This window comes from Ahrensia kielensis DSM 5890 (assembly GCF_000374465.1).
GTDB classification, from domain to species: domain Bacteria; phylum Pseudomonadota; class Alphaproteobacteria; order Rhizobiales; family Rhizobiaceae; genus Ahrensia; species Ahrensia kielensis.
The window spans coordinates 497,649-524,532 of the sequence record NZ_KB894528.1 but is presented as its reverse complement, the minus strand read 5'-3'; the positions used below and the strand labels follow the sequence as shown (position 1 = coordinate 524,532).

Sequence of the window (26,884 nt, the reverse complement as noted above, 5' to 3'; positions counted from 1 at the left end):
TCCAACTGATATATTTTCCCGCGATGCGCGTTCTGACTAACTATCATACGGTAATATCGTTCCAAGTTATTCAGCCATCGATGCGAAGAGAAAAACAAGTAAAATATTCCAATTTATTAGCTTCAGCTTGATTTAATTACTAAGATTGATCGCACCGACAACTTCAAGTCCGGCAAGTATAGAATCAACAGCAATTGTTGCCAGAACAATACCCATAACGCGGCTGACAACGCTCGCGCCTGTCGCGCCAATGATTTTATGAATTTTACTTGCCAGCAACAACAAAAGGAGTGTTAGCCCCAAAACAATCAGCAAAATTGTCGCTGTGACAGCCTGTTCAGGTATCGAATAACGATAATTATCGGTCAGGATAACCACACCAAGCATCGCGCCCGGTGATGCAATTGACGGCATAGCAAGCGGGAAAACCGCCCCGGAAAGATGGTCTTTTTCAGCCGCCTTTATTTCAGTGGCTGGTTTTGAATCACCAAAGATCATTTGCAGCGCAAACAGCAAAAGGATCAACCCGCCTGCAATCTGAAAGGCCCCGAGCCTTAACCCTAAGGCTTCGAGTAGAAATTGCCCACCAATGAGAAAAGCCATCAAAACAGCGGCGGAGATAAACACAGCGCGAATGGCAAAGCGTCGATGCAAATGAGATGGCACACCAGCTGTTGCGTATAAAAAGACCGGCAATGAACCGATCGGATCAATCACCACAAAAATGGTGATAAAGTCTTTCAATATGGAAGACCAATCAATCATAATAAGCTTTTCTAATGGGGTGTTGTAGACGAATAGTCGTTATCATCTATGGATATGCCGTTCCAATCAACCCAAATCCCACAACCAAACGCTGAATTTCTTTCGATACTTGATTGGATGTAAACAAAGCAATGTCCGGTAATGCGGCATCACGTTGTTTGAATGTCAAATCACTAGCTAACGACACGGCACGGCGCGCAATTGCCTCGCAGGTGTCAATCCAATCGACAGGCCAAGGCGCAGTCTTGCGCAACCTGTTCACAAGGAATGGATAATGTGTGCAGGCCAGTACGACAATATCCGTGCGCTTGCCATCTTGCTCCACAAAACAAAGTTCGGCTTCTGTTTTCACCGCAGCCTCATCGACAAATCCGGTGCGCATATATGTTTCAGCCAATTGTGCAAGATTTTCGCTGCCGACCAGCCGCACATGGCATTTGCTAGCATATTGCTTGATCAAATCGCGGGTATATTGCCGCCTAACTGTTCCAGGAGTCGCCAAAACAGAAACAAGCCCCGAATGCGTGCGTTCAGCCGCTGGCTTGATCGCAGGCACTGTGCCGACAAAAATCTGATCGGGGTAAACTTTACGCAAATGATGGATCGCCAGTGTGGATGCTGTATTGCAGCCGATTACAATCATGCCCGGATTGTGCCGCTCTATCAACGCGGCAAACAGCTTCGTCATGCGCTCTAAAAGTTCTTGCTCTTCCCACGCGCCATAGGGGAACGCTGCATCATCGGCGACATATATATAGCGCATAGAAGGCAGGATAATGCGCATTTCTTTTAAAACGGAAAGACCGCCAATACCGCTGTCAAAAATAAGTATAGACGCATTGCGCGGTTCAGCCATTTTTGGCAGCCTCTTTTTGCGCCTTACGGTGGGCATCATCATCAGGACTGCCCGCCCCGCGCGGCATTTTTCTGGTAAACCGATCAAGCGATGAAATGACACCGCGCAGCACTTGGATTTCATCTTCTGAAAATCCAGGACGGGTTAGCACAGCGCGCAAGTTTTCAGTCAAGACAGGCTTTTTTTGCGGCGTTCTAAAATACCCACGCGCATCAAGCGCTTCTTCCAACTGATTAAACATCCCAAGCAAATGTTCTTTTGGTGCTTCTTCAAAGCTGGCACCAGCAAACGGCAAAATATCAGCCTCGACGTCTTTGGTTTTCAAAAACTCATAAGACATCAATAAAACGGCCTGCGCTATATTAAGTGATGCATAGGCTGGGTTTACCGGAAATGTGACAATATCATCGGCAAGGCTGACTTCTTCATTGCGCAAGCCAATACGCTCACGCCCGAACAATAGACCGACTTTTTGATTTTTCACAAAGCGAGCACGCAAGTTAAGGCTAGCTTCTTGCGGGCCTAAAACCTGTTTGAACCCATCGCGCATACGCGCCGTTGTCGCGACAACATAGTTCAAATCTTCCATTGCCTCTCGCAAGGTTGGATAGATTGTTGCTTGTTCCAAAACATAAACCGCCCCGCTGGCAGCACTGTTGGCTTTCTCATTTGGCCAACCGTCGCGCGGATTTACAATGCGCAGATCAATAAGGCCAAAATTGGCCATAGCTCGCGCTGCCATGCCGATATTTTCGCCAAGTTGTGGCTCTACCAGAATGATGGATGGGCCTTCGGCCAAAAGTTCTTGTTTGTTGTCAGTGCCTGCCATTGGGCGTCGCTTAATCTTGTCACGGTTACAAATACTGGTCTTGTCATATTCAGAGCGGCCATCAAAGTCATCCCCAAATCAATAAATGGGATAAGATGATGCTTTCTGCTGCTTTTATATTTGTCGACGGTGCTCTGGATGAGGAGTTCTTTCGGTTGGATGGCCTTATTGAGCAAGCGGCAAAAGCAACCGATGGTTATCTTGGCGTCGAGCGCTGGGTCGAACCTGAGGGTAAAAAGCGCAATTCCACCTATTACTGGCGCAACGATGCAGCTTTGAAGTCTTTTTCTAACAATCCGATTCACCTTGAAGCCAAGCGGCAATATCAAAAATGGTATGAAGGCTTTCATGTGATCATTGCGCGGGTCGAAAAAACCTATGGCGACGGTGCGCTGGATAGTTTTTTGCCCGATAATCGCGCAAAATTCCGCAGCTGACACAAAAAACTATTATTAAACGAAAGACACTGGTTCAAAAGTTTGCGCAGTGTGAATGGCTTTGCTATAGCCCATTTCATAATCCGACGGATATGCGCGCTAGCGTATATTCACCACACCAAAAACTGAGGCATCCATGGCTAAAATCAAAGTCGCCAATCCCGTCGTTGAGCTCGACGGCGATGAAATGACACGTATCATCTGGCACTTCATCAAAGAAAAGCTCATTCATCCTTACCTTGATATTGATCTGAAATATTATGATCTGAGCGTAGAATCGCGTGATGCGACGGATGACCAGATCACGATTGATTCAGCCAATGCGATCAAAAAATATGGTGTCGGCGTTAAATGTGCGACGATCACACCTGATGAAGGCCGTGTTGAAGAATTCAAACTGAAGAAAATGTGGCGTTCGCCAAATGGCACAATTCGCAACATTCTTGGCGGCGTGATTTTCCGCGAACCTATCATCTGTAAAAACGTACCACGCCTTGTTCCTGGTTGGACAAAGCCAGTTATCGTTGGCCGCCATGCTTTTGGTGACCAGTACCGCGCTACAGATTTCCGTTTTCCGGGCAAAGGCAAACTGACAATGAAATTTGTCGGTGATGATGGCCAAGAAATCGAACACGAAATTTATGACGCGCCAGCTGCCGGTATCGCTATGGGCATGTACAACCTCGACGCTTCTATCGTCGATTTTGCCCGCGCATCATTGAACTATGGCTTGCAACGCAAGGTTCCTGTTTATCTTTCTACAAAAAACACAATCTTGAAGGTCTATGACGGCCGTTTCATGCAGATTTTTGAAGAAATCTATCAGGCAGAATTCAAAGAGAAATTTGAAGAAGCCAAAATCTGGTATGAGCACCGCCTCATCGACGACATGGTTGCCTCTAACCTTAAATGGTCTGGCGGCTATGTTTGGGCATGTAAAAACTATGATGGTGACGTTCAGTCCGATACGGTTGCACAGGGCTTTGGTTCTCTTGGCCTGATGACATCTGTTTTGATGACGCCAGATGGTCAGACTGTTGAAGCTGAAGCTGCACACGGTACAGTGACACGTCACTACCGCCAGCACCAAAAAGGCGAAGAAACATCAACCAACTCAATCGCTTCGATTTTTGCATGGACACGCGGTCTTGCGCACCGTGCGAAACTCGACAGCAATGATGATCTGATGAACTTCTCACTCACATTGGAAAAAGTTTGCGTTGATACCGTTGAAAGCGGCTTCATGACGAAAGACTTGGCACTCTTGATCGGTCCTGATCAGCCTTGGCTTTCAACAACAGGCTTCCTCGATAAAATCGACGAAAACCTGCAAAAGGCAATGGCTTCCAGCTAATATGGCCCATGGTCAACGCACCATATTAAGGGGGCTTGCGGTAATAATACGCCGCAGGCCCCTTCTTTCTACTGCTTTTTTAGCAACCGCTGCACTGACCTTTATTTTTGGTCTTAAAGCTATTTTCTACTTAACCTATTGGACGGATCATCGGCAAAAACCGATCGCCTCATGGATGTCTATCAACCATATTTCGCGGGTCTGGAAAGTTGATGCGGATGCGCTCAACGGCGCTTTACAAATTTCTGATAGCGCGATGAATGGCGTATCAATCGCCCGTATTGCGCAAGAAAAAGGCGAGCCGGTACAGGTCATTATAAAGCAAATAAAATCAGTCATTGAACAAGAACATGGCGAGCCTCCGTCATGATCGATACTGTTCTGACATGGTTTGCTCTTTACGGCGTGCAAACATTGTTCGTTGCGCTTTTTGCTGGGCAAACAGGCATCATTCCTGTTCCCACAACGATTATTCTTTTAACCGTCGGCACCATGCTGGTCGATAAAACCGTTGCACCCATCAATGTGTTTTTGTCCTGCCTATCGGGCGCTATTCTGGGTGACCAGTTTGGCTATGCCATTGGGCGCGCTGGCGGGCCTGCATTTGCTGCCTATTTAGCCGATAGCCGCTGGGGAAAAATGTTCAAGCGTGCAGAAATGTACTCTTTGAAATGGGGCGCGATTGGCGTTTTCTTTAGCCGCTGGCTGGTTAGTCCGGTTGGCCCATATTTGAATTATCTCGTCGGTATGACCGGCCTGCCTTGGCTGCGATTTACCATCATGAGCGCTTGCGGTGAAGCTGTCTGGATTGCTGGATTTTTAGCAATTGGCTATGGTTTCAGCGCGTCGATAACATCGATCGACAGCCTTGTTGCCAATGTCTCATTCTTTATCGGCGGCCTCGTCGCCACACTGTTTTTCTGGTCACGGGTCAAAAGGTCGCTTGCCAAATCGAAAGCTGGCAAGCGACTTTGAGTTTTTAAAGCGCTGCTGCGATTGCTTCAATCGCTGCTTCTGCTTTTGCACCATCTGGTCCGCCAGCTTGTGCCATGTCTGGGCGTCCGCCGCCGCCTTTACCACCAAGCGCTTCAGAGCCGACACGCACCAATTCAACGGCGCTTTTGTCTGCTGTCAGATCATCAGAAACACCAACCACAATGCTGGCTTTGCCGTCTTCTGAAACGGCAATCAACGCGACAATGCCAGAACCAAGTCCTGCTTTTGCCTCATCCACCATTGGCTTTAGATCACGCGGTGAAACGCCGCTGACAACACGGCCAAGGAACTTGACCCCATTGATCTCGCGTACGCCATCATCGCCGCCGCTTGATGCTGGACCTGCAAGTGCAAGCGCTTTGCGTGCTTCGGTTAATTCGCGTTCCATTTTCTTGCGCTCATCAAGCAAGCCTTCAACGCGGCTAACAACATCATCTGGTGATGTTTTAAGCAGGCCCGCTGTGCGGCGCATCAAAGCATCTTGATTTTGCAAATAGTGACGTGCCGCCTCGCCTGTCAGCGCTTCAATGCGGCGAACGCCGGATGAAACTGCGCTTTCGCCAATAATTTGCGCAACGCCGATTTCACCAGTCGCAGCAACATGTGTTCCGCCGCACAATTCAAGCGAATATGTCTGGCCTTGCTTGTCGCCGCGTAGCGCTGTGCCCATCGACACAACACGCACTTCGTCGCCATATTTTTCACCGAACAACGCCATAGCGCCAGCGTCGCGCGCATCATCAACATTCATCAGACGTGTCGTGACAGGACTATTTTGCAGCACGATTTCATTGGCAATATCTGACACTTTGGACAGATCATCATCTGAAATCGGTTTGTTGTGCGAGAAGTCAAACCGCAGGCGATCTTCTGCCACGAGCGAGCCTTTTTGAACAACATGTGTGCCCAGCACTTCGCGCAGCGCTTCATGCAGCAAATGGGTTGCTGAATGGTTTGAGCGCAGCTTTGAGCGACGTTGATGATCAACAATCAGTTCAACCGATGCGCCTTTGGCAACAGTGCCGCTGACCACTTCGCACACATGAACAAAAAGCCCGTTGGCTTTTTTCAGCGTGTCGACAACGTTTAGTTCAAAACCATCACCCTTGATGATGCCGCGGTCGCCTTGCTGGCCGCCAGATTCGCCATAAAATGGTGTCTGGTTCACGGTGACAGAAATTTTGTCACCTTTGGCCGCGCTATCTGCAATGTCGCCGTCTTTAACAATGGCGTTAATCACGCCTTCTGCTTTTTCGGTTTCATAGCCAAAGAATTCCGTTGCGCCGAATTCTTCGCGTAGGCCGAACCAGATTTTCTCATCGGCCGCATCGCCTGAACCGGACCAATTGGCACGCGCTTCAGCCTTCTGCTTTTCCATCGCCGTATCAAAACCGACTAGATCAACCTCGATATTGCGCGCACGCAAAGCGTCCTGTGTCAAATCAAGTGGGAAACCATAGGTATCATAGAGTTTGAAAGCGGTATCGCCAGCAAGCGCATCACCTTCTTTTAAATCTACAGTCGCTTCATTGAGCAAGCCAAGGCCGCGCTCGAGCGTTTTGCGGAATTTTGTTTCTTCCAGCTCTAGCGTTTCAGTAATCAAACCGCGCGCGCGATCAAGCTCAGGATAGGCTGCGCCCATCTGCGTGATCAGCGACGGTACAAGACGGTGCATCAATGGGTCTTTTGCACCCAGCAAATGCGCATGGCGCATCGCACGGCGCATGATACGGCGCAGCACATAACCGCGGCCCTCATTGGATGGCAAAACGCCATCGGCAATCAGAAAGCTGGTTGCGCGCAAGTGATCGGCAATAACACGGTGGCTGGCCTTATTGGCACCATCGGCTTTTGTCGATGTTAGTTCTTCGGACGCACGAATGAGCGCCTTGAAAAGATCGATATCGTAGTTGTCATGCACACCCTGCATGACCGCAGAAATACGTTCCAACCCCATGCCCGTATCAATTGATGGGCTCGGCAAATCATTGCGCACATCCGGTGAAATCTGCTCATATTGCATGAAAACGAGGTTCCAGATTTCAACAAATCTGTCACCATCTTCTTCAGGGCTACCTGGAGGGCCACCCCAGATGTGGTCGCCGTGATCGTAGAATATTTCTGAACATGGACCACATGGCCCTGTGTCACCTGCCGACCAGAAATTATCGCTTGTCGCAATGCGAATGATTTTCTCATCCGGCAGGCCAGCAATTTTTTTCCAAAGGTCAAAGGCCTGATCGTCGGTGTGATAGATCGTCACCAGCAATCTGTCTTTGTCCAAACCATATTCTTTGGTGATCAGGTTCCACGCATGGGTGATTGCTTCTTCTTTGAAATAATCGCCGAAAGAGAAATTGCCCAGCATTTCGAAAAATGTGTGGTGGCGTGCTGTATAGCCAACATTATCAAGGTCGTTGTGTTTGCCGCCTGCGCGCACGCATTTCTGCGATGTGGTCGCGCGGGTATAATCACGGGTTTCAAGTCCCGTGAACACGTTCTTGAACTGCACCATACCGGCGGCCGTGAACATCAATGTTGGATCATTGTGCGGCACCAAAGAACTCGACGGAACTTTGGCATGGCCGTTTGAGCCAAAATAGTCGAGGAATGTATTGCGTATCTCGTTAACGCCGCTCATTGGAATACCTGCCTGATCATCAGCATTGATAGTTATTAAGTGCGTGTTGCATCATTGTTTTTCAACTTTGCGCATTGCACTTAACGTTCAGCGCATTGATTAGTCGAAACTATGGGTCAGTGTCCAGCGGTTGCGGGCCTTTGTGGGGTACAAAGCAACGAAAACCCGCCTCTTGGTAAAGAAGCGGGTTAAATCGATCAGATTATGCGACGAATTATCTTATTTGCCGCCGCTTGCTGCATCGGGCAGATCGTCTTTTGAACCGTCAAAATCTTCGCCGGATTTTGCTTTGCCTGCCGTTTCATCATCATGCAGGAATTGTTCTGCAATCAATCCAGCATTCTGGCGCAAAGCCAATTCGATTTTGTCATAGACATCACGGTTATCAGCAAGGAATTGCTTGGCATTTTCACGGCCCTGTCCCAAGCGCTGGCTATCATAAGAGAACCAAGAGCCGGATTTTTCAACGATGCCAGCTTTCACGCCAAGATCGACCAATTCACCGGTTTTGGAAATGCCCTGACCATACATGATGTCAAAGATCACTTCTTTGAATGGCGGTGCGAGTTTGTTTTTAACAACTTTAACACGGGTCTGGTTGCCCACAACTTCGTCGCGGTCCTTAACGGCACCAATACGGCGAATATCGAGGCGAACAGAAGCATAGAACTTCAAAGCATTACCGCCGGTTGTTGTTTCGGGCGAACCGAACATCACACCGATTTTCATGCGAATCTGGTTGATGAAAATAACCATTGTGTTGGAGCGTGAAATCGAACCCGTTAATTTACGCAAAGCTTGGCTCATCAAGCGCGCTTGAAGGCCAGGCAGTGAATCGCCCATTTCGCCTTCGATCTCAGCACGCGGCGTCAATGCAGCAACAGAGTCGATAACAAGCACGTCACAAGCGCCTGAACGCACAAGCGTGTCGGCAATCTCAAGCGCCTGTTCACCATTGTCTGGCTGCGAAATCAAAAGATCTTCAAGATCAACGCCCAATTTACGCGCATAGACAGGGTCAAGCGCATGCTCGGCGTCCACAAAGGCGCAAATGCCGCCGCTTTTCTGGGCTTCGGCGATTGTGTGCAGCGCCAATGTTGTTTTACCTGAACTTTCAGGGCCGTAAATTTCAATGATGCGGCCTTTCGGCAAACCGCCAACGCCAAGCGCAATATCCAAAGACAATGAACCTGTTGGAATTGTCTCAATCTCTACGATCTGTTCATTCGCCCCTAAGCGCATGATTGAGCCCTTGCCAAAAGAGCGTTCAATCTGAGCCAAAGCGGCATCTAATGCTTTCGATTTATCCACTGATTTTCCTTCAACCAAACGCAAGCTATTCTGGGCCATATTTTCCACCTTTAGGTATCGCACAACTGGGGTACGAATTGTCAACGTGATTTATTTGTACCGCATTTGTTCTATCTTTGCAATGCATTCAACCTATTGTTTTTATGTATAAATTTAATTTTGTTCCACTTTCGTTTCACCGAAACACTATTCCATCCCAATCTCTTCACCACCAAAACACGGCCCGCTTTTGCCAATTTAAGGGAATCGGTTGCCGCAATTGGCTCAAGCACTTAAGTAGATTTGAGAAACATCACTCATTTGCGGATATAAGATAAATGACACCTGAAGTGGTCAGGCTCCTTGCCGTTGGCGGCGCCCATATAGACCGAACCGCACGCATGATTGCGCCGCATATTGCTGGTGCGTCAAATCCCGTGACCTTTAGCGAACATATTGGCGGCGGCGCATTTAATGTGCTGCGCGGTGCGCATATGCGCGGTGTTGGCTCTGCTGCCATGATGTCTGTGCGCGGCGGTGACAGCGTTGGTGCAGCTGTTGAGCAAGCAATTGAAGATGCCGGAATTGATGATTTCAGCGGCACATTTGTTGACCGTGCAACCCCAACATACACCGCTATTTTGGATACTGACGGCGAATTAATCACCGCCTTGGCCGATATGGCGCTTTATGATGTGGGTTTTGACAGGCAAGTGCGCCGGATTGAAGGCCGCTCGCGCATTGCCGCGGCCAAGGCTCTATTAGTGGATGCCAATTTGAGCGCGACTGCGCTGATTAAAACGGCAGAACTTAGCGAGCAGCCCTTATATGCAATGGGCATATCGCCGGCTAAAGTCACGCGGCTAAAACCGATTGCGCAGCGTATATCTGTGCTTTTTATCAACCGGCGAGAGCTGACCGCCTTAACCGGCAGCAATGATGCGAATGCGCTGACCTCTTTGGGGTTTCGCCGTGCGGTTATTACCGATGGTGCCAACAGCCTTCTAACTCTTGAAGACGGCGCTTTGTGCACGCATATCATTCCGGCAAGCGCGTCAATCGTGGATGTTACGGGTGCTGGCGATTCGCTGGCTGGCGGCACGATTGCTGCCTTAATCACACAGCGCGCAAACACATTGAAAGACGCAGTTAGATTTGGCATTGCCTGCGCACAAATGACCTTGCAGGCGAACGGTCCGGTGTGTCAAGCCCTCGCCAACGAAGAAGAATTTAACGCTGTCCACGCCCGCGTCCTTGCGGCGCAGTGATATCAGCGACCAACAGAAAGCTAAAACAATGGATATTCATTATACTGAAGAAGTCAGCAATGCGCTGAAAGAGAACCGTGCGGTCGTCGCGCTTGAATCAACCATCATCACGCATGGCATGCCCTACCCTGATAATTTGGAAATGGCGCGCTCAGTTGAAGCGATTATTCGCGACAATGGTGCCGTGCCTGCAACGATTGCCGTGATTGAGGGCAAGCTTCATGTGGGCCTTAACGACGATCAGGCCGAATGGCTTGCCCAGCAAAAAGGCACCATGAAGCTTTCGCGTGCTGATTTGGCATTTGCAATGGTGCGCGGCGCAACGGGCGGCACAACGGTTGCGGCCACCATGATGGCGGCGCAAGCAGCAGGCATTGCCGTGTTTGCCACGGGCGGTATTGGCGGCGTTCACCGCGGCGCAGAAGAAAGCTTTGATATATCGGCAGATCTCGACGAGCTTGGCCGCACGCCTGTTACCGTTGTGAGTGCTGGTGCCAAAGCTATTCTTGATATTCCAAAGACAATGGAAGCGCTGGAAACGCGCGGCGTGCCGGTGATTGCGTATGGCCAAGATGCGCTTCCGGCGTTCTGGTCACGCGATAGCGGTTTTACAGCCCCTCTTCGCCTTGATACAGCGTCGCAGATCGCTGAATTCATGCAGATGAGAACGCAGCAGGAAATCTTTGGCCATGGCGGTATATTGATTACCAATCCAGTGCCGGAAAGCAGCGAGATCCCCTATTCGGAAATGGCGACGATTATTACCGTTGCGCAAAACGAGGCGGATCAGAAAAACGTATCCGGTAAAGCTGTCACGCCTTGGTTGCTCAGCCGCATTGTTGAAATTTCAGGTGGCAAAAGCCTTGAGACCAATATTGCGCTGGTGAAGAATAATGCCGATCTTGCGGCTAAAATTGCCGTCGCATATTCAAAGCTCAAATAAATTTTGATTCCGAGGTCAAAATAAAATGCAAGCTTAGTTGCGAAAGTTTATGCAAATTCTTGCAATTGTCACAATTACAGCCTACGTAACTCTTATCGAACTTGACGGACTATTGAATTGCCTGCCCAAACTATCGGTCGCGCACGTTTAAGAATTCTGAGAATTTCGAAATAAACCGGAGTTGAGGAAATGTTTTTTCAGCTCCACGCGAAGACGATAGTGAGAAGGAATTCACATCATGGCTACAGGCACAGTTAAATTTTACAACGACCAAAAAGGCTACGGCTTTATTGCACCAGACGATGGCGCGAAAGACGTATTCGTACACGCAACAGCACTTGAGCGTGCTGGCATGAACGGCCTTACAGAAGGTCAAAAAGTTAACTTTGAAACTGATGTTGATCAGCGTTCAGGTAAAACAGCAGTTTCTACAATCTCTGCTGGTTAATTTATTTTTGTAACGTTTTCATAACGTTACAAACTGATCTTAAACCGCCGTATCATTTATGATGCGGCGGTTTTTGTTTGTCTTGATGATTGCGAACTGCGACGGCTCGTGAAATGGTTTCACCATGAACACCACGGCTCCTTTAGAGATTCGCGAAACTGTCAAAAACTTGCTGGGCGTTGAGTTTCAGCGGGCAAAACTTTTGCCTCCGCAAATACGCTCCACGGAGCAGCGCGCTCATGGCACAGCCAAAAGACTAAATTTCAAAACACAAGATGGCAGCAACATCGCGGCCATATTGCTTGAGCCAACGGGCGCAAATTCAGAATCACCTAGCCCGGCTATTTTGTACTGTCATGCCCATGGTGCGCGTTACGATATAGGGATTAATGAGCTTATCGACGGTCGCCCTGCACTTATAAATCCTTATGTCGATGATCTTTTAGCGCTTGGATTGGTTGTTCTGTGCTTAGAAATGCCTTGTTTTGGCGCGCGCGCTCACCCTGAAGAAAGCGCCGCATCTAAAACAGCATTATGGTTTGGCAAAACATTATTTGGCCAAATGCTGGCAGAGCTCTCCGCTGGACTGGATTATCTGAGCGATCTTTCCCATGTGGATTGCGCACGCATTGGCACGCTTGGCATTTCGATGGGCGGCACACATGCGTGGTGGCTGGCAGCGCTCGACACACGCATTAAGGCGGCGGCACATTTATGCTGTTTTGCTGATCTTGAATCGCTCGTCAAATTGGGCAATCACGATAATCACGGGCATTACATGACTGTTCCTGGCTTGCTTGCAACCTGTTCTAGCGGACAATTGGCAGGCCTAATTGCGCCGCGCGCGCAGTTTTGCGGTGTTGGGCTTCAAGATTGGAGCTCACCGCCAGATGCGTTCAAAATCGCAAAGGATGAGCTGATTGAAGCCTATGAAAACACGCCGACCATGCTGTCTTTTCATATTGAGCCAGATGTCGGACATGAGGAAACACCGGCGATGCGCGCAGCCGTACTAACTTTTCTGAAAAGACGCTTGATTGCGCGCTCGCTTTAAAAACCAAACAATTTATTTTTTTGCTCTTTCATCCCACACCTGCATAATACTGGGCATATTGATTTCAATCCAATCGGCCAGCTCACGAACTTTTTCAGCAGCTTCCAAACCAAGAGAGGTCAGGCTGTATTTTAATATCTGCTTAATCCAGCTTTTTTAATACGATCTGCAATCAATTTTTCTCGACTTTTAACAAACTCAGGTAGCTTATCAATAGACCAAAGCGTCTCATCAGATGGAATCAAATGCCTACTCAGGAAGTCTTCATCTCGAGTCTGAACCCACTCATTAAATGGAGTATCACTCTTTTCTCTGTTCTCACGTCCTATAAGTATTTGTAAATTACCAAGACGATTCACGCTTGCGAGAATTTCCTGAATTCGTACTTCTGGAATATTCATTTGCATAAGCCGTTCTCTATTCGCTAGAGATTGTGGGATTATATGATCGATATGAAATCCAGATGTGCCCCACTGATAAGAATCGTATAATAAACTCAGCACCAAGAAACAGTTTCTTTTTCCATAGGTAATTTCGAACAGCGCTGGAATATTTTCTTCATTAAAGGATGCAAGGCGTCCACGTCGAGCAAGGCCTGAAACAAGTTCAACCAAAGGAAAATCTGCTTGTGTCCTCAAAGCGTCTCGAATTAAGCCGCGCGATGTGGATATTGCCTGATCGGATGTTCCACTAAATGTGCCATTCAAAAGACTTCCTAAAAGGAAGCTCTGAATATTAGCGACATTCTCAGTCTCGAAAGCGGAACTACCGTCTAAACTTTGCTCAATGTTATGGAGATAATATGCAATAGGCATTAGGGCATTTGTAGAAGTAAGCGTCTCTTTATCGATACCGAGAGAATTAATTAAGCGAAGTGTTGCTTCTAAAGTTTTCTTTATCTTAGGCCAATTTTCTTCAATTATAGCCAAGTTAGCGTTTGTAAAGTTATTGATTTTATAGGCTACATCAAGATCGGTAAGCACCAAACAAGCCTTCATTAAGAAGTCTTTACTCAAGCTGTTCCGAGCGGATAGTCCGTCATTTAGATAATCAACTAAGTCAAATATTTCCTGCCTAGCGCTTACACCTTTCCATTTAGATGTAATCATCGAAAGAAGAAGATCTGACTTAGATAGTTTAGTGCCTCCATCGTTAGCACGTATAAAGATATCTAGTACTCGGTCTAAAGATTGATCCTTTTCCGTATAATATGAGATCACATCATCTTTCCATATTACTCGATACAAACGGCCTAAGTTTTGTTCAATTACACGTCGCTCAGATCTAAGGATTTCATTAGGCAAAGAATCTATAATATTATCTGTTAATTCGTCGAACAAATCGTCGGAAGTACAGTCAAGAATTTTTCCGACTTTGAACCACTGGTGAATTGAACTATTTTGTGGTGGATTCTCAAAAAACTTAAGCCCGTAAGTTATACCGATTTCGTTATCATCGGAATCATCAGAGACTTTGGATGACTTTAATAAATCTAGATAGAGTCGTTGCTTCGTCCATGCATCAGGATTATCTTTTCTGCCGTGTTTTCGGCGACTCGTATACGTTCCACGCAGTCCAATTAACAACGATGTTAAACGCTGTTGACCATCGAGAACCAATGTAATTTCTCGACCATCTGGTTCTGCTGGTTCATTATGGATACCACCCTGTCGAAAGTTATCAATAAACTTGTAAATTTCCCAATCAACACGACGTTCTGAATCAACATTCCAAAACAAAAAAGAACTGATCGGATACCCTTTCAGTAACGAATCAAAGAGCGCTACAATTTGATCATTCTCCCATACATAGGGACGTTGAATTGCAGGTAAAAAAAGAGAAACATTAATGTCATCAATGACAGTTGCAATTTGAGTTGATGCATAAGACATTCAATAATAACCTCTTTTTACTAAATTCTATATTTAGAGAAACTTAGTTTGAATCTTCTACTGTTATAAACGAATAAAAAAGCTATCGTTGACAATCCACCAGTAAAGCTAATCACAAGATAATCTTTATTCTTAGTTTTACAGAAATATCTTAGCGGCCCAGATCTTCCTAAATATCTATTTATGAATTCGCCTTTTCCGGCAGGCTACGGCGGGCAAAGGCGGCAATCAGGTCTGTTTGCGTAACAATGCCAACGATGGAATTGCCCTCGAGAACAGGTATTGCATCGACCTCACCTTGCGCCATCAATGGCAAAAGCTTGCCAATGGAAGTTGTCGGCGTTGCGCGCGGTCCATCAACATCCATCACCTCATGCGCCAATACGGGCCTGTCTGATTTTTTGGTCAGCAAACGCGCCATGGCAGCACTAAATCTGAGTGTTGAATTATCCGCATCTTGCGTGCCGCGGCTAATCAGATGAATTTGAAAAATCACCCCTAAATAATGGCCGTCATGATCGACAACAGGCAGTGCGGTAAATTTATGACGGCGAAACAGTGCCGCAATGTCCGCCAGCACGGTGTCCGGTTTTACCGTCACAAGATTGCGCGACATAATATCATCGGCGCTCAGCGGCCCTGTTCTGTGGGTTGCGGCTTGCATTTCGGCTGCACCAACAAGCCGTGCCAAATCTTCAACACCCAAATTGAATGATTGTTTATAGCGCTCCAGAATTTCAACCAATTCATCTTCTGTCAAGCCAAGGCGTTCTATGGGCGCCGGATCTTGCGTGCCATAATTGTTAGGTTCATCAAACTGGCGAAATGGATATCGACGGCCAGTTAGTTTTGCATAGATTGTAGCCGTGATAACGAGGAATATTGTACCTGTGGCTACCGGCGTTAGCGCAAACTGAAATCCGAGTTCAGCCACCGCATCAGAATTCAAGGCAGCTGTCATAGCCACTGCACCTGCTGGCGGGTGAACCGCCCGAAACAAAGATGTCGCAACGATGGTTAGGCCAACAGCCAGAGCAATGCGCAAAGTAGGATCAGGCACGGACAGGCACACGGCAACGCCAACTAAAGCTGCAATTATATTACCAACAATTGCCGACCAAGGCTGCGCCAATGGACTGTTTGGAACCGCAAAAAGCAAAACAGCGCTCGCACCAAAAGGCGCAATCAAATAGAGGCGCAGCTGCAAATCTATCGGCAGAAGCGAGAGAAAATAACCTGCAATTGCGAGGCCTAACAACGCCCCAAAGCCTGCTCGAAGCGCTTCTCTTGGCGATACAAGACCGATAGGCGGTCCAAGAGACCGCAGCATGTTGGATACAAATGTCATTGGTAAAATCTATGTGCCCTGCGTTGCACAGCGCTTTGTCACATGCATTTTGAATTGTATAGGCAAGTATTTTTCAAATAAGTGCGAATATTGAATTATCATTCTACAACGATAAAATGAGTGCAAAAAAGGCGGCCATTGCTGACCGCCTGATTTCTTTAAATTCGCTAAAATCTATTCAGCGTTTTTAGCAATCGCTTCACGCGCAGCTTTTACCAGCGCTGCACCATCGATGCCCTTGCCATCCATATCGGCAATCCAGTCCGCTTCAACTTCCGCACCGACTTTCATCCATGCTTCGCGCTGATCTTCCAGATCAATGATTGTATTGTCTGTTTCTTCAGCTTTCGAACGACCAACCTTATCCATGTCGTCCATGGCCAGACCAAAGATTTTGGACACTTCAGGACCGGAATTGTTGTCGATCACCGCTTTCAGATCATCCGGCAGGCTCTCATATTTTGCTTTGTTCATCGTCATGACGAATGTTGCTGTATAAAGGCCCGGCGCTTGGGAAAAACCAGAATGGTTTTTCGTCAATTCAGGTATTTTCAATGGGATTGTTACTTCCCAAGGAATAACTGCGCCATCGATAACCCCTTTTGAAACCGCTTCAGGCACAGCTGGAACCGGCATGCCGACAGGTGTCGCGCCGAGTTTACCGAGCAAATTCGTGATCACCTGAGTTGGGCCGCGTAGTTTTTGGCCCTTAATGTCTTCAATCGTTGCAACTGGTTTGATCGAATGGATAAAGCCCGGTCCGTGTGTGTGGAACACGATTGGATGCGAATCTGTGTATTCATCCATCGCATATTCATTGACGAATTCATGGAATGCTTTTGATGATGTTGCCGCATCGCCGCTCATGAACGGTAATTCAAACACTTCAGATTTCGGGAATCGGCCAGGCGTGTAGCCCACAACCGTCCACACAATATCGGCGACGCCATCAACAGCTTGGCTGTAAAGCGCTGGTGGTTTGCCGCCCAATTGCATTGACGGGAAATGCTCGATCTTGATGCGACCTTCTGATTCTGCTTCGACTTTCGCAATCCACGGCTCAATGGCGCGGCCTGGAATTGATGCCTGTGCTGGCAGAAATTGGTGCAAGCGCAGTGTAATTTCCTGCGCATAAGATGATGTTGTACTCATCATTGCTGCAAGTGCTGCACCAATGATTAAATGACGTCTATTCATAAAAGCCTCCCGTTTATTTGTCGCCCTATCGGGCTTGGCGGCATAATGTCATGTAAAAAATGCGTTGCAACGTTTATTCGGCACCACACTAGCAAAAACAGGCGCCCTAATTCAGGACACCTGTTTGTTTTTTCAGCAATATTACCAATTAGCGCGTTATTATTCAGCCGCGAACTGGTTCATTGTGTTGTCTTTACCGCCTGCTTTAAGCGCAGCTTCACCGGCAAAATATTCCTTATGATCGTCGCCCATATCAGAACCAGCCATGTTCTGGTGCTTAACGCAGGCAATACCTTGGCGAATCTCTTTGCGCTGAACACCTTCAACATAGCCAAGCATGCCCTGCTCGCCGAAATATTCCTTGGCAAGATTGTCGGTCGACAATGCAGCCGTGTGGTAAGTCGGCAACGTGATCAAATGGTGGAAAATACCCGCCTCACGCGCTGAATCTTTCTGGAATGTACGGATGCGTTCATCGGCCTCGATTGCCAATTCCGTTGCATCATAATCAACACTCATCAAACGGTCGCGCTGATAATCAGAAACATCCTTGCCCTGCTCCTGCCAAATATCGAAAACCTGCTGGCGGAAGTTAAGCGTCCAGTTAAATGACGGCGAATTGTTATAAACCAGTTTCGCATTTGGCATAACTTCGCGGATACGGTTCACCATACCGCCAATCTGGCCGATATGTGGCTTTTCAGTTTCAATCCAAAGCAGGTCGGCTCCATTTTGAAGCGACGTGATACAGTCAAGAACACAGCGATCTTCGCCCGTGCCAGCTTTGAACTGGAAGAGGTTTGAGGCTAAACGTTTTGGACGCAACAACTTGCCATCGCGCTTGATAACAACATCCGATGAACGCAGATCGTCGGCCGTTACTTCTTCGCAATCAAGGAAGCTGTTATATTGGTCGCCGATATCGCCGTCTGTTGCAGAATAAGCGATCTGTTTTGTAAGGCCCGCACCCAGCGAATCTGTGCGTGTAACGATGATGCCATCTTCAACGCCCAGCTCCATGAATGCATAGCGGCACGCGCGGATTTTCGCCAAAAAGTCATCATGGGGAACCGTAACTTTGCCGTCTTGGTGACCACATTGCTTTTCATCAGAAACCTGATTTTCGATTTGCAGCGCACAAGCGCCCGCTTCAATCATCTTTTTGGCCAGCAAATATGTCGCCTCAGCATTACCGAAACCCGCATCAATATCCGCGATGATCGGAACAATATGCGTCTGGTGCTCGTCGATCTCTTTTTGAATCGAGGCAGCTTTAACCTGATCGCCGCTCTCTTTGGCGCTATCTAAATCGCGGAAAAGACCGCCCAATTCACGCGCATCTGCTTGGCGCAAAAATGTGTAAAGCTCTTCGATCAATGCAGGAACCGATGTTTTTTCATGCATAGACTGGTCCGGCAATGGGCCAAATTCCGAGCGAAGCGCAGCAACCATCCAACCGGAAAGATATAAATAGCGCCCTTTTGTCGTGCCAAAATGTTTCTTGATAGAAATCATTTTCTGCTGACCGATAAAGCCATGCCAGCAACCAAGCGACTGGGTGTAATTGGCAGGGTCGGCATCATAAGCCGCCATGTCTTTGCGCATGATTGCCGCTGTGTAACGGGCAATATCAAGACCGGTCTGGAATTTGTTCTGCGCACGCATACGGGCAACTGATTCCGCATCAATGCCGCTCCATGATGGACCGTTCTTCGCGATTGTCGCTTTTGCTGCGTCGATTTCAGCTGTGTAGCTCATCTTACTTGCTCCTTGAGACGCTCTGCGCCTTTAGTTGTAAAAACTGTAACAACGAACGCATTCGCTGTGTTCATGGAGCAATGTCTAATGAGTGCGGTGCAGCAAAAGCCAGATAAATCGTGTTTCACCGCGCAAAAATGATGTAAATCCGTGACAGAAAATTAGGAGGGGTTTTGTCGGATTGTAAAAATTGTGACAGAATTGGTGGCATTTTAAACTTCAAGTAAGACCTTCGTAATTCAGAGGGTCAGCCTCCAATTCCTATCGCTTCCATACTCCCCGTCATTCCTGTGCTTGTCACAGGAATCCATAGCGGCATGTTTGCAACACGCTCAATTCTTCCAAGAATGTACTCTTCACCAGTTTCACGGAATGGATTCCTTCCCACGTCACTACGCTTGTTCTAGTCAAGCTCAGGAATGACGGCGGCGGTGATTTTAACCTCGCAAACTAAAATCTTATCCACCCCGCCGCTCCCTTCCTCATAATGTGCGCCAAACAACGGAGCGCGTATGAGCATCGCCGTCGCCATAGAAAGAAACAGGATTGCGCTTTTGCGCATTGTTTTCTGCTGGCTAAGTGCGGCCTATTTTATCAATGTGCGCGCAGACAAGCCGCTACCGCGTCGTTTGTCCGCATGGGTTCTCGATCTCATCATAAATGCTGAAAAAGCCACCCTGTGCTTGCTGGTTGCAATTTTCTATTCTGGCCAAACTAAAAAGCGTTTTGCGCCGGACTATGAGAAAGCGGCCAGTGTCCTTATGGCTTTCAACAGCGCGTTCACGCTTGGCACGCTTACAATTGGTGGCATCATCAAACGCCTAAAATCTTTGCGGCATATATTGCTTAATCTGCGCGCTATCATGCGGCGATTGGCCAACTTTATGGCTGCGCGTGCGCGGGTTGCAGCGATGAAACTTGCCGCGCAAAGCAATGCGTTTTCTGACGGCCTATCAATGACACACCCTGCCCCTATGCTTGAAGACGCCATCCCGCCCTGATGCCACTTACATTGTTGTGTCGTTTAAATTGCCTCAAACCAGAGTGCGATGATGCAGCTGCGCGAATACATCTCCGCGCGTCACACCCTCTTGGTGATTGGTTCGCAATACTGCTTTCGTTTAAACCGATTTAAAACATTTAAATTTACCAGGCCTGTGAATTCTTTATTATTTCAATCGTTTAATAAATTTCTGGAGGGTTTCGTTTTTAAAAAAATTAAACTAAGTGGCGGCGAAGATGTGTGCGTTAGCACTAAAAATTGGAGATTTTTAATGACTATTCGTGTTGCCATTAACGGGTTCGGACGCATTGGCCGACTAACATACCGCGCCATTCAAGAGCTTGGATGCGATGATATTGAGGTTGTTGCGATCAACAATTCCGGTCCAGTTTCCACCCACGCACATTTGCTCCGCTATGATTCTGTGCATGGTCTATTTCCGGGTGAAATTACCGAAACTGAAAAAGGGTTCGATACGGGTCGCGGTTTTGTGCCGTTCTTTGCAGACCGCAATCCAGCGAACTTGCCTTGGGATGATTTGGGCGTTGATATTGTGCTGGAATGTACGGGCGCGTTTAATTCGACGGAAAAATCCATGCCGCATATTGAGGCTGGCGCAAAACGCGTGTTGCTTTCTGCCCCTGGCAAACCCGCAGACAAAACAATTGTTTACGGCGTCAATCACGAAGAAATAACGCCGGATGATTTGGTTGTTTCAGCCGCATCATGCACCACCAATTGCCTTGCGCCGATGGCTTATGTTTTGAACAAAGCAATTGGCATTGAGCATGGCTTTATGACCACGGTTCACTCTTTTACCGGCGATCAGCCAACGCTCGACCGTCACCACAAGGATGTTTACCGCGCACGCGCTGCTGCCAACTCCATGATCCCCACATCAACCGGTGCCGCAAAAGCTGTTGGTCTCGTAATCCCTGAGCTTAACGGCAAATTGGACGGCTCATCTGTGCGCGTGCCAACGCCAAATGTTTCGCTGGTTGATTTGAAGTTCGTTGCCTCACGCGCCACCACAATCGACGAGATCAATGAGGCGATGCGCGTTGCCGCTGAAGGCCCGCTCAAGGGCATCGTGTCTTATGATCCTGCGCCAAAAGTTTCCATCGACTTTAACCACAACCCTGCATCATCATGCTTTGCCCCTGCGCAAACCAAGGTTATGAGCGACACAATGGTTCAGGTTATGGCTTGGTATGACAATGAATGGGGGTTTTCATGCCGCATGACTGATGTCGCGCGACATATGGGAAAAGTCATGCAAGCGGCTCAGCCCGTAAAAGCTGATAGATTGGTTGCCGCGGCTTAAGATCAGTTTAGATCGTCCACATCGCCTTTAGCGCCGTCAACTTTGGCGGCCAAGGCAGCTTCCATAAACGGGTCAAGCGCACCGTCGAGCACATCTTGCGGCGATGTTGATTCAACGCCGGTGCGCAAGTCTTTGACCAGCTGATAGGGTTGCATCACATAAGAGCGAATTTGGTGGCCCCAGCCAATATCGGTTTTGCCATCATGGGAGGCCGCAGCCGCATCTTCGCGCTTTTTCATTTCCATGTCATAAAGCCGCGCACGCAATGCTTTCATACAGTTCGCACGGTTTTGGTGCTGTGATTTTTCTGATGAAGTCACAACGATGCCCGTTGGAAAGTGTGTGATCCGAACCGCGGAATCCGTTGTGTTCACGTGCTGACCGCCTGCACCGGATGAGCGGAATGTATCGATGCGGATATCCTTATCCAACACTTCAACTTCAATGTTATCGTCAATCACAGGATAGACACCAACGGAGGAAAACGATGTGTGGCGGCGATCATTGGAATCAAATGGCGAAATGCGCACTAAGCGGTGAACGCCCGTTTCTGTTTTCAGCCAGCCATAGGCGTTGTGGCCTTTGACAAGAATGGTTGCGGATTTAATGCCAGCTTCATCACCGGCAGAATATTCCTGCAATTCCACTTTAAAGCCGCGGCGTTCTGCCCAGCGCGAATACATGCGGAACAGCATGCTCGCCCAGTCTTGGCTTTCCGTTCCGCCAGCACCAGAATGCACTTCAACAAAAGTATCGCTGGAATCAAGTTCGCCAGACAGCAAAGCCTCAATCGACATTTTCTCAATGTCGCCCTGCATGGATTTAATGATCTCTTCGGCGTCGGTTACCGTATCTTGGTCACCTTCTTCTTCGCCCATCGCAATGAGTTCAACACTATCGGCCAGATTTTGGTCAAATGCTTTGATCGCGCCTGTCATCTCTTCAAGGCGCTGGCGCTCTTGCATCAATTTTTGCGCTTCATCGGGGTCATTCCAAAGATCAGCATCTTCGGCGCGTGAATTTAGATAATCTAATCTTTTGGAAGCTGCATCCCAGTCAAAGATGCCTCCTCAACAGGGCAATCGCCTGCTTGATGTCATCGACAAGTGCCGAAATTTCCGCGCGCATAAATAAAGGTCCAAATTTGAAATGAGTTACAAATGATATCTCAGGCTTTTAGGAAAAGCCTGAGTACAATGTAAAGGGGTCAATGGTTAGAAAAGTCCACCGGAGTTTGTTTCTACAGCGCGTTGTGCATTGGGTGAAATTGCCCGCTGGCGTTCGCGCTGCTGCGCTACTTCTTCACCAATCACGAAATAAGTATCCGCAGGACCAGTGCCAGGCTTAAAGGCTTCAGCGATAATATCGCCGCCAACAGGACCATCCGCCTGCAAACCAGTTTTGCGGTTGATGTTGATGATCGTCATGCCGTCCGGCACTTTGAAGCTCACGGGCGCTACGCCCTCAAGCGCTTCGGACATAAAGGCTTGAAATACGGGCGCTGCAAGTTCACCGCCTGTCGACCCTCTGCCCATCGCACGTGGACGGTCGAAACCGATATAGACGCCGGTTACCATATTGGGCGTATAACCAACGAACCAAGCATCCTTTTCATCATTGGTCGTGCCCGTTTTACCAGCGATCGGACGGCCGAGCGCTTGAAGTTTCGTGGCAGTACCGCGCAGGACAACGCCTTCCATCATTGATGTGATTTGGTAAGCCGTCATCGGATCAAGAATTTGGTCACGCGTATCAACGAGCTCTGGCTCATCTTGGCCAACCCAGCGCGACGCGTTGCAGCCTTCACAAATCCGGCTGTCTTGCTTGTAAATCGTTTTGCCATAACGGTCTTGAACGCGGTCGATAATTGATGGCTTTATCTGACGTCCGCCATTTGCAAGCACAGAAAAGGCTGAAACCATGCGCATGACAGTTGTTTCACCAGAACCGAGCGACATCGCAAGGACCGGCAGCATTTTATCATAAATACCGAAATGCTCAGCATAATCAGCAACAAGGCGCATGCCCATATCTTTTGCAAGACGGACCGTCATCAAGTTACGTGAGCGCTCAATACCAAGACGCAATGTCGATGGTCCAGCACCGCCGCCTGAATAGTTTTTTGGCTCCCAGACTTCGCCGCCCGAAACAAGCTTAATAGGCGCATCTAAGATAACAGAAGCTGGCGTGTAGCCATTATCGAGCGCAGCGGCATAAACGAACGGTTTGAATGATGAGCCGGGCTGACGATTGGCTTGCGTGGCTCGGTTGAACTGCGATTCATAATAAGAAAAACCGCCCGCCATTGCCAATACACGTCCCGTATTTGGGTCCATAGACACCAAGGCGCCAGACACTTTGGGAACTTGGCGAAGGTCATATTCGTTGCCCTCACCTGATTTTTCGACAAAGATGACGTCGCCAGGTTTAAGAACATCATCAATTGATTTGGCGGTTACGCGATTGCTTTCTTTGTCGCGCATGCGGAAAGCCCATTTTAAGCCTTCGGCTTTAATGAAGCCGCGCTTACGCTCACCGTCGACGGCACCTGAAACCTCTGTAGCTGGTCTAAGACCGATATCTGCGCCATTTTCAGACACGGATAAAACAGCGGCAACATCCCATTCTGGACGATCTCGCAATGCTTTCTGCGCAGCAAGTGGGATACCCCAATCGCCAGAAATGTCGATTGTTTTTTCTGCACCACGCCAGCCCCAACCGCGGTCATATTTAATCAAAGCAGATTGTAATGAGCGCCGAGCAATATCCTGCAAGCGAGGGTCAAGTGTTGTACGAACCGATAAGCCGCCTTCATAAAGTGCATCTTCGCCATAGCGGTCGATCACTTCTTTGCGGGCTTCTTCGGTGAAATATTCAGCGGCAAAAACGTAAGAGCCAGATCGGCGATAATTAACGCCAAGGCCTTTGGCTTGCGCTAATTCAGCCTCTTCTCCAGTGACATAACCGTTTTCGACCATACGTTCGATAATCCAGTTACGGCGTTCGGTTGCAGCTTCTGTGTCATCAAATGGGTCATAATTGCTCGGTGCCTTTGGCAAGGTCGCCAAATATGCAGCTTCATGCAAATCAAGCTCATTAACGGATTTGCCAAAATAGGTGAGCGACGCACCAGCAATACCATATGCACCTGCTCCAAAGAAAATCTCATTAAGATAAAGCTCAAGAATACGGTCTTTTGAGTAAGCTTGTTCGATTCGGAACGATAGAATCGCTTCCTTGATTTTACGATCAACCGTTCTGTCATTTGTAAGAAGGAAGTTTTTCGCGACCTGCTGCGTGATCGTGGAGGCACCAATCATACGTTTATCGTTGCGATAATTTTGTATGTTCGTCACCATAGCCCGCGCTAAGGCCAAAAAGTCTACGCCCTGATGCTGATAAAAGTTTTTATCTTCAGCAGAAAGAAAAGCAGCTTTTACACGATCCGGCACAGCCTGAATTGGTATAAACAAACGCCGCTGGCGTGCAAATTCGCCCATTAGCTGCCCGTCGGAAGAGTGAATACGGGTCGTCACCGGAGGCTCATAACTGGCCAAAACTTCGTAATCAGGAAGATCTTTTGATAAGTCACCAATATAGATGAATACACCCGCCGCAACGAGTAAGAACATGACAACGCCTATGCCAAAAAAATAGCCTAGCAGTCTCAACATTATGAATTCACCTATTGAACCAGTGTCCAAGGACACTCTTAAATCTTCGTGTTTGCGCCTGAACGCCAAATTAGACGTTAAAATGGCAACCGCCAATCCACGCCAGCTATTTTCCCCTACACTTCGTGCTATCGTTGCTATTGTGCAACAAAAACGACAAGGGATTTATTGTTCAGATCATTCTTTCTCATTGGCCACTGAGAGTCTCCTGCCCGACAATTCAGCAAAACGACTCACAGATTCCGCAATTTGATTGACAATTTTTGCGCGCCAACTCGCTTGCTTTAGCTGCTTTTCATCTTCTGCGTTTGATAAATAACCAAGCTCTATCAATACAGACGGCACATCTGGAGCACGCAAAACTCTAAAACCAGCATGACGATGCGGGTTATTGATCATTTTAGTCTCTTCTTGGAGCTTTGATACAGCAAGCCGTGCGAACTGAACCGAAAAGCCAAGCGTTTCTCTGCGTGCGAGATCAACAAGTATATCTGCTACATCTTCAGGCTCATCGGCAAAATTGATACCGCCAATTTCATCGGCTCGGTTTTCAGACTCAGCAATGCTTGCAGCAACTCTATCCGATGCTTTGTCTGAAATCGTATAAACGGTCGCGCCGCGCACATAATTTTCACGAATAGAATCAGCATGAATAGAAATGAATAAGTCGGCATTACTTTGGCGCGCAAACTGGACCCGATCATTAAGCGGGATAAATACATCGCTGTCGCGGGTCAAAATCGCTTCGACATTGCCTTCAGTATCAAATTTTTTCTTCAATTCTTTGGCAAAGGCCAGAACGATTTCCTTTTCCAACGTTTGGTGACGTCCAACAGCCCCAGAATCAATGCCGCCATGGCCAGGGTCAATCACAACTGTAAATTTCTTTGACACTGCAGGTGCTGAAGACGCGCCGAGACGATCAGATTTCGTGTCGCGCTGCACCACTGCATTTGTGCGCATATTATCAATCATTGCCGCATTAAAAGTGTCGCTGTCACTCTGCTTTAACGAAAGTGTGAGGCTGAATGTATTATTGCCTTTGTTTTCCTGCGCTTTGACTTCAGCAATACGGAATGGTTTATCCATTTCAAAGATAATGCGCGAATTTACATCGCTCATATCGCCCCACCGCATATCAGAGGCAAAACCGGACCAGTCTTTCTGGTCAATTTCAAACCCAAAGCCAAGGCGCTCAAAATCAAGCACCAAACGCCATGGATGATTAAGCAATTGCGGAACCATATCAACTTTGCGGTCAAAGATAAGAGTGATCGACATATCTTCATCGCCGCCCTCAACTTTTGCTGACAGGGCGAGTGGTACACTGGTGTTTTGTGCGTAAGCGACGGAAATTCCGCCAATCAGCCAACCGATGAGCAGTAGCAAGGCAAAAATTTTGCGCAGGATGACCATTTGCGTCCAATTTGTTCGTTGATTTTGCTGCCGTGCTAACACGCAAACCATCCCGCTTGTTGGCATATACGCAATTACACGCATGATTGATCGCTATTTATCCTGCATTTTATGCATTTATGGTTAACCAGTGCTTTACAAATAATATTGAGCAAGAACTTGACGTTGCCTTAGGTTTAACACCTTACCACAGCAAGCATTACGTAAGAACAAGTATTCCAAGACAACAAATTCACACTAATCGTTCCTCTTAATGCGCCTCTGTGAATTAAATCACTTGCGACTTTGCATGCGAAAACCTAAGTTGAAGCAATCCACTGAGCGAATACGCGCCAGTGTGACAAAGAATTTACCACTGTCCGACATGCTAGGTCAGAGGTTTTTAACAGGG

General features: G+C 47.8%; 22 protein-coding genes. 10 read left to right on the top strand and 12 right to left on the bottom strand.

Going from position 1 to position 26,884, the window contains the following annotated elements:
* Positions 1-132: 132 nt before the first annotated feature.
* From C504_RS0102535 to C504_RS0102525, 3 genes are read right to left on the bottom strand one after another with little or no spacing between them, the layout of a single operon-like run.
* Entirely contained in the window at positions 133-765 is a 633-nt protein-coding gene (locus C504_RS0102535; protein WP_018687733.1) for a MarC family protein, read from the bottom strand.
* A gap of 46 nt (positions 766-811) precedes the next feature.
* Positions 812-1,621, bottom strand: coding sequence for a glutamate racemase (gene murI, locus C504_RS0102530; RefSeq protein ID WP_018687732.1), 810 nt, complete (start codon positions 1,619-1,621; stop codon positions 812-814).
* Positions 1,614-2,450 (bottom strand): RNA methyltransferase, encoded by an 837-nt coding sequence (locus tag C504_RS0102525; protein ID WP_018687731.1) that lies wholly within the window; start codon positions 2,448-2,450, stop codon positions 1,614-1,616. Before C504_RS0102525 ends, murI begins: the two co-directional genes overlap by 8 nt.
* A 95-nt stretch (positions 2,451-2,545) precedes the next feature.
* Between C504_RS0102525 and C504_RS0102520 the strand changes: the two genes are divergently transcribed.
* From C504_RS0102520 to C504_RS0102505, 4 genes are all read left to right on the top strand, one after another.
* Complete coding sequence (locus C504_RS0102520; protein WP_018687730.1) at positions 2,546-2,887, top strand: monooxygenase family protein; 342 nt, start codon at positions 2,546-2,548, stop codon at positions 2,885-2,887.
* A 136-nt stretch (positions 2,888-3,023) separates the two neighbouring features.
* A complete protein-coding gene (locus C504_RS0102515; protein WP_018687729.1) occupies positions 3,024-4,241 on the top strand; it encodes an NADP-dependent isocitrate dehydrogenase in 1,218 nt (405 codons plus the stop codon).
* Between the two features lies 1 nt (position 4,242).
* Positions 4,243-4,611 (top strand): hypothetical protein, encoded by a 369-nt coding sequence (locus C504_RS0102510; protein ID WP_018687728.1) that lies wholly within the window; start codon positions 4,243-4,245, stop codon positions 4,609-4,611.
* A complete protein-coding gene (locus tag C504_RS0102505) occupies positions 4,608-5,216 on the top strand; it encodes a DedA family protein (protein ID WP_018687727.1) in 609 nt (202 codons plus the stop codon). Before C504_RS0102510 ends, C504_RS0102505 begins: the two co-directional genes overlap by 4 nt.
* 4 nt (positions 5,217-5,220) lie before the next feature.
* Here the strand turns inward: C504_RS0102505 and alaS are convergent, their stop codons facing one another.
* Positions 5,221-7,878 (bottom strand): alanine--tRNA ligase, encoded by a 2,658-nt coding sequence (gene alaS / locus C504_RS0102500; RefSeq protein WP_018687726.1) that lies wholly within the window; start codon positions 7,876-7,878, stop codon positions 5,221-5,223.
* Positions 7,879-8,097: 219 nt separating this feature from the next.
* Positions 8,098-9,228 carry a recombinase RecA gene (gene recA, locus C504_RS0102495; protein ID WP_018687725.1) on the bottom strand — a complete coding sequence of 377 codons (1,131 nt, stop codon included), beginning with the start codon at positions 9,226-9,228 and terminating at the stop codon, positions 8,098-8,100.
* A gap of 278 nt (positions 9,229-9,506) precedes the next feature.
* Here recA and C504_RS0102490 point away from each other — a divergent pair, with 278 nt between their 5' ends.
* The 4 genes from C504_RS0102490 to C504_RS17055 all read left to right on the top strand — a co-directional run bounded on the left by C504_RS0102490 (position 9,507) and on the right by C504_RS17055 (position 12,881).
* Complete coding sequence (locus C504_RS0102490; RefSeq protein WP_018687724.1) at positions 9,507-10,436, top strand: carbohydrate kinase family protein; 930 nt, start codon at positions 9,507-9,509, stop codon at positions 10,434-10,436.
* A gap of 28 nt (positions 10,437-10,464) precedes the next feature.
* Positions 10,465-11,379 carry a pseudouridine-5'-phosphate glycosidase gene (locus tag C504_RS0102485; protein ID WP_018687723.1) on the top strand — a complete coding sequence of 305 codons (915 nt, stop codon included), beginning with the start codon at positions 10,465-10,467 and terminating at the stop codon, positions 11,377-11,379.
* 238 nt (positions 11,380-11,617) lie between these two features.
* Complete coding sequence (locus C504_RS0102480; RefSeq protein ID WP_018687722.1) at positions 11,618-11,827, top strand: cold-shock protein; 210 nt, start codon at positions 11,618-11,620, stop codon at positions 11,825-11,827.
* Positions 11,828-11,951: 124 nt separating this feature from the next.
* Positions 11,952-12,881 (top strand): dienelactone hydrolase family protein, encoded by a 930-nt coding sequence (locus tag C504_RS17055; protein ID WP_018687721.1) that lies wholly within the window; start codon positions 11,952-11,954, stop codon positions 12,879-12,881.
* A 131-nt stretch (positions 12,882-13,012) separates the two neighbouring features.
* Here the strand turns inward: C504_RS17055 and C504_RS0102460 are convergent, their stop codons facing one another.
* From C504_RS0102460 to C504_RS0102445, 4 genes are all read right to left on the bottom strand, one after another.
* Positions 13,013-14,773 (bottom strand): DUF262 domain-containing protein, encoded by a 1,761-nt coding sequence (locus tag C504_RS0102460; protein WP_018687719.1) that lies wholly within the window; start codon positions 14,771-14,773, stop codon positions 13,013-13,015.
* 181 nt (positions 14,774-14,954) lie between these two features.
* Positions 14,955-16,121, bottom strand: a complete 1,167-nt coding sequence (locus C504_RS0102455; RefSeq protein ID WP_018687718.1) for an HPP family protein — start codon at positions 16,119-16,121, stop codon at positions 14,955-14,957.
* 174 nt (positions 16,122-16,295) lie between these two features.
* A complete protein-coding gene (locus C504_RS0102450) occupies positions 16,296-17,318 on the bottom strand; it encodes a TRAP transporter substrate-binding protein (RefSeq protein ID WP_018687717.1) in 1,023 nt (340 codons plus the stop codon).
* Positions 17,319-17,477: 159 nt separating this feature from the next.
* Positions 17,478-19,076: an isocitrate lyase gene (locus C504_RS0102445; protein ID WP_018687716.1), complete on the bottom strand. Its 1,599-nt coding sequence runs from the start codon at positions 19,074-19,076 to the stop codon at positions 17,478-17,480.
* A gap of 512 nt (positions 19,077-19,588) precedes the next feature.
* Between C504_RS0102445 and C504_RS0102435 the strand changes: the two genes are divergently transcribed.
* Together C504_RS0102435 and gap are read left to right on the top strand one after the other, a co-directional pair.
* On the top strand, positions 19,589-20,077 hold the full coding sequence (locus tag C504_RS0102435; RefSeq protein WP_018687714.1) for a hypothetical protein: 489 nt from the start codon (positions 19,589-19,591) through the stop codon (positions 20,075-20,077).
* Between the two features lie 273 nt (positions 20,078-20,350).
* Positions 20,351-21,403, top strand: a complete 1,053-nt coding sequence (gap, locus tag C504_RS17050) for a type I glyceraldehyde-3-phosphate dehydrogenase (protein WP_041951542.1) — start codon at positions 20,351-20,353, stop codon at positions 21,401-21,403.
* A gap of 2 nt (positions 21,404-21,405) precedes the next feature.
* Here the strand turns inward: gap and prfB are convergent.
* The 3 genes from prfB to C504_RS0102415 all read right to left on the bottom strand — a co-directional run bounded on the left by prfB (position 21,406) and on the right by C504_RS0102415 (position 26,493).
* Positions 21,406-22,531, bottom strand: a protein-coding gene (gene prfB / locus C504_RS0102425; RefSeq protein WP_156815830.1) for a peptide chain release factor 2 whose coding sequence is annotated in 2 segments (ribosomal slippage) — positions 21,406-22,461 and positions 22,463-22,531 — 1,125 coding nt in all. Because the reading frame shifts where the segments join, the coding sequence is not laid out codon by codon here.
* A gap of 86 nt (positions 22,532-22,617) precedes the next feature.
* Positions 22,618-25,077: a penicillin-binding protein 1A gene (locus C504_RS0102420; RefSeq protein ID WP_018687711.1), complete on the bottom strand. Its 2,460-nt coding sequence runs from the start codon at positions 25,075-25,077 to the stop codon at positions 22,618-22,620.
* A gap of 177 nt (positions 25,078-25,254) precedes the next feature.
* On the bottom strand, positions 25,255-26,493 hold the full coding sequence (locus C504_RS0102415; RefSeq protein WP_026317162.1) for an N-acetylmuramoyl-L-alanine amidase family protein: 1,239 nt from the start codon (positions 26,491-26,493) through the stop codon (positions 25,255-25,257).
* Positions 26,494-26,884: the final 391 nt, after the last annotated feature.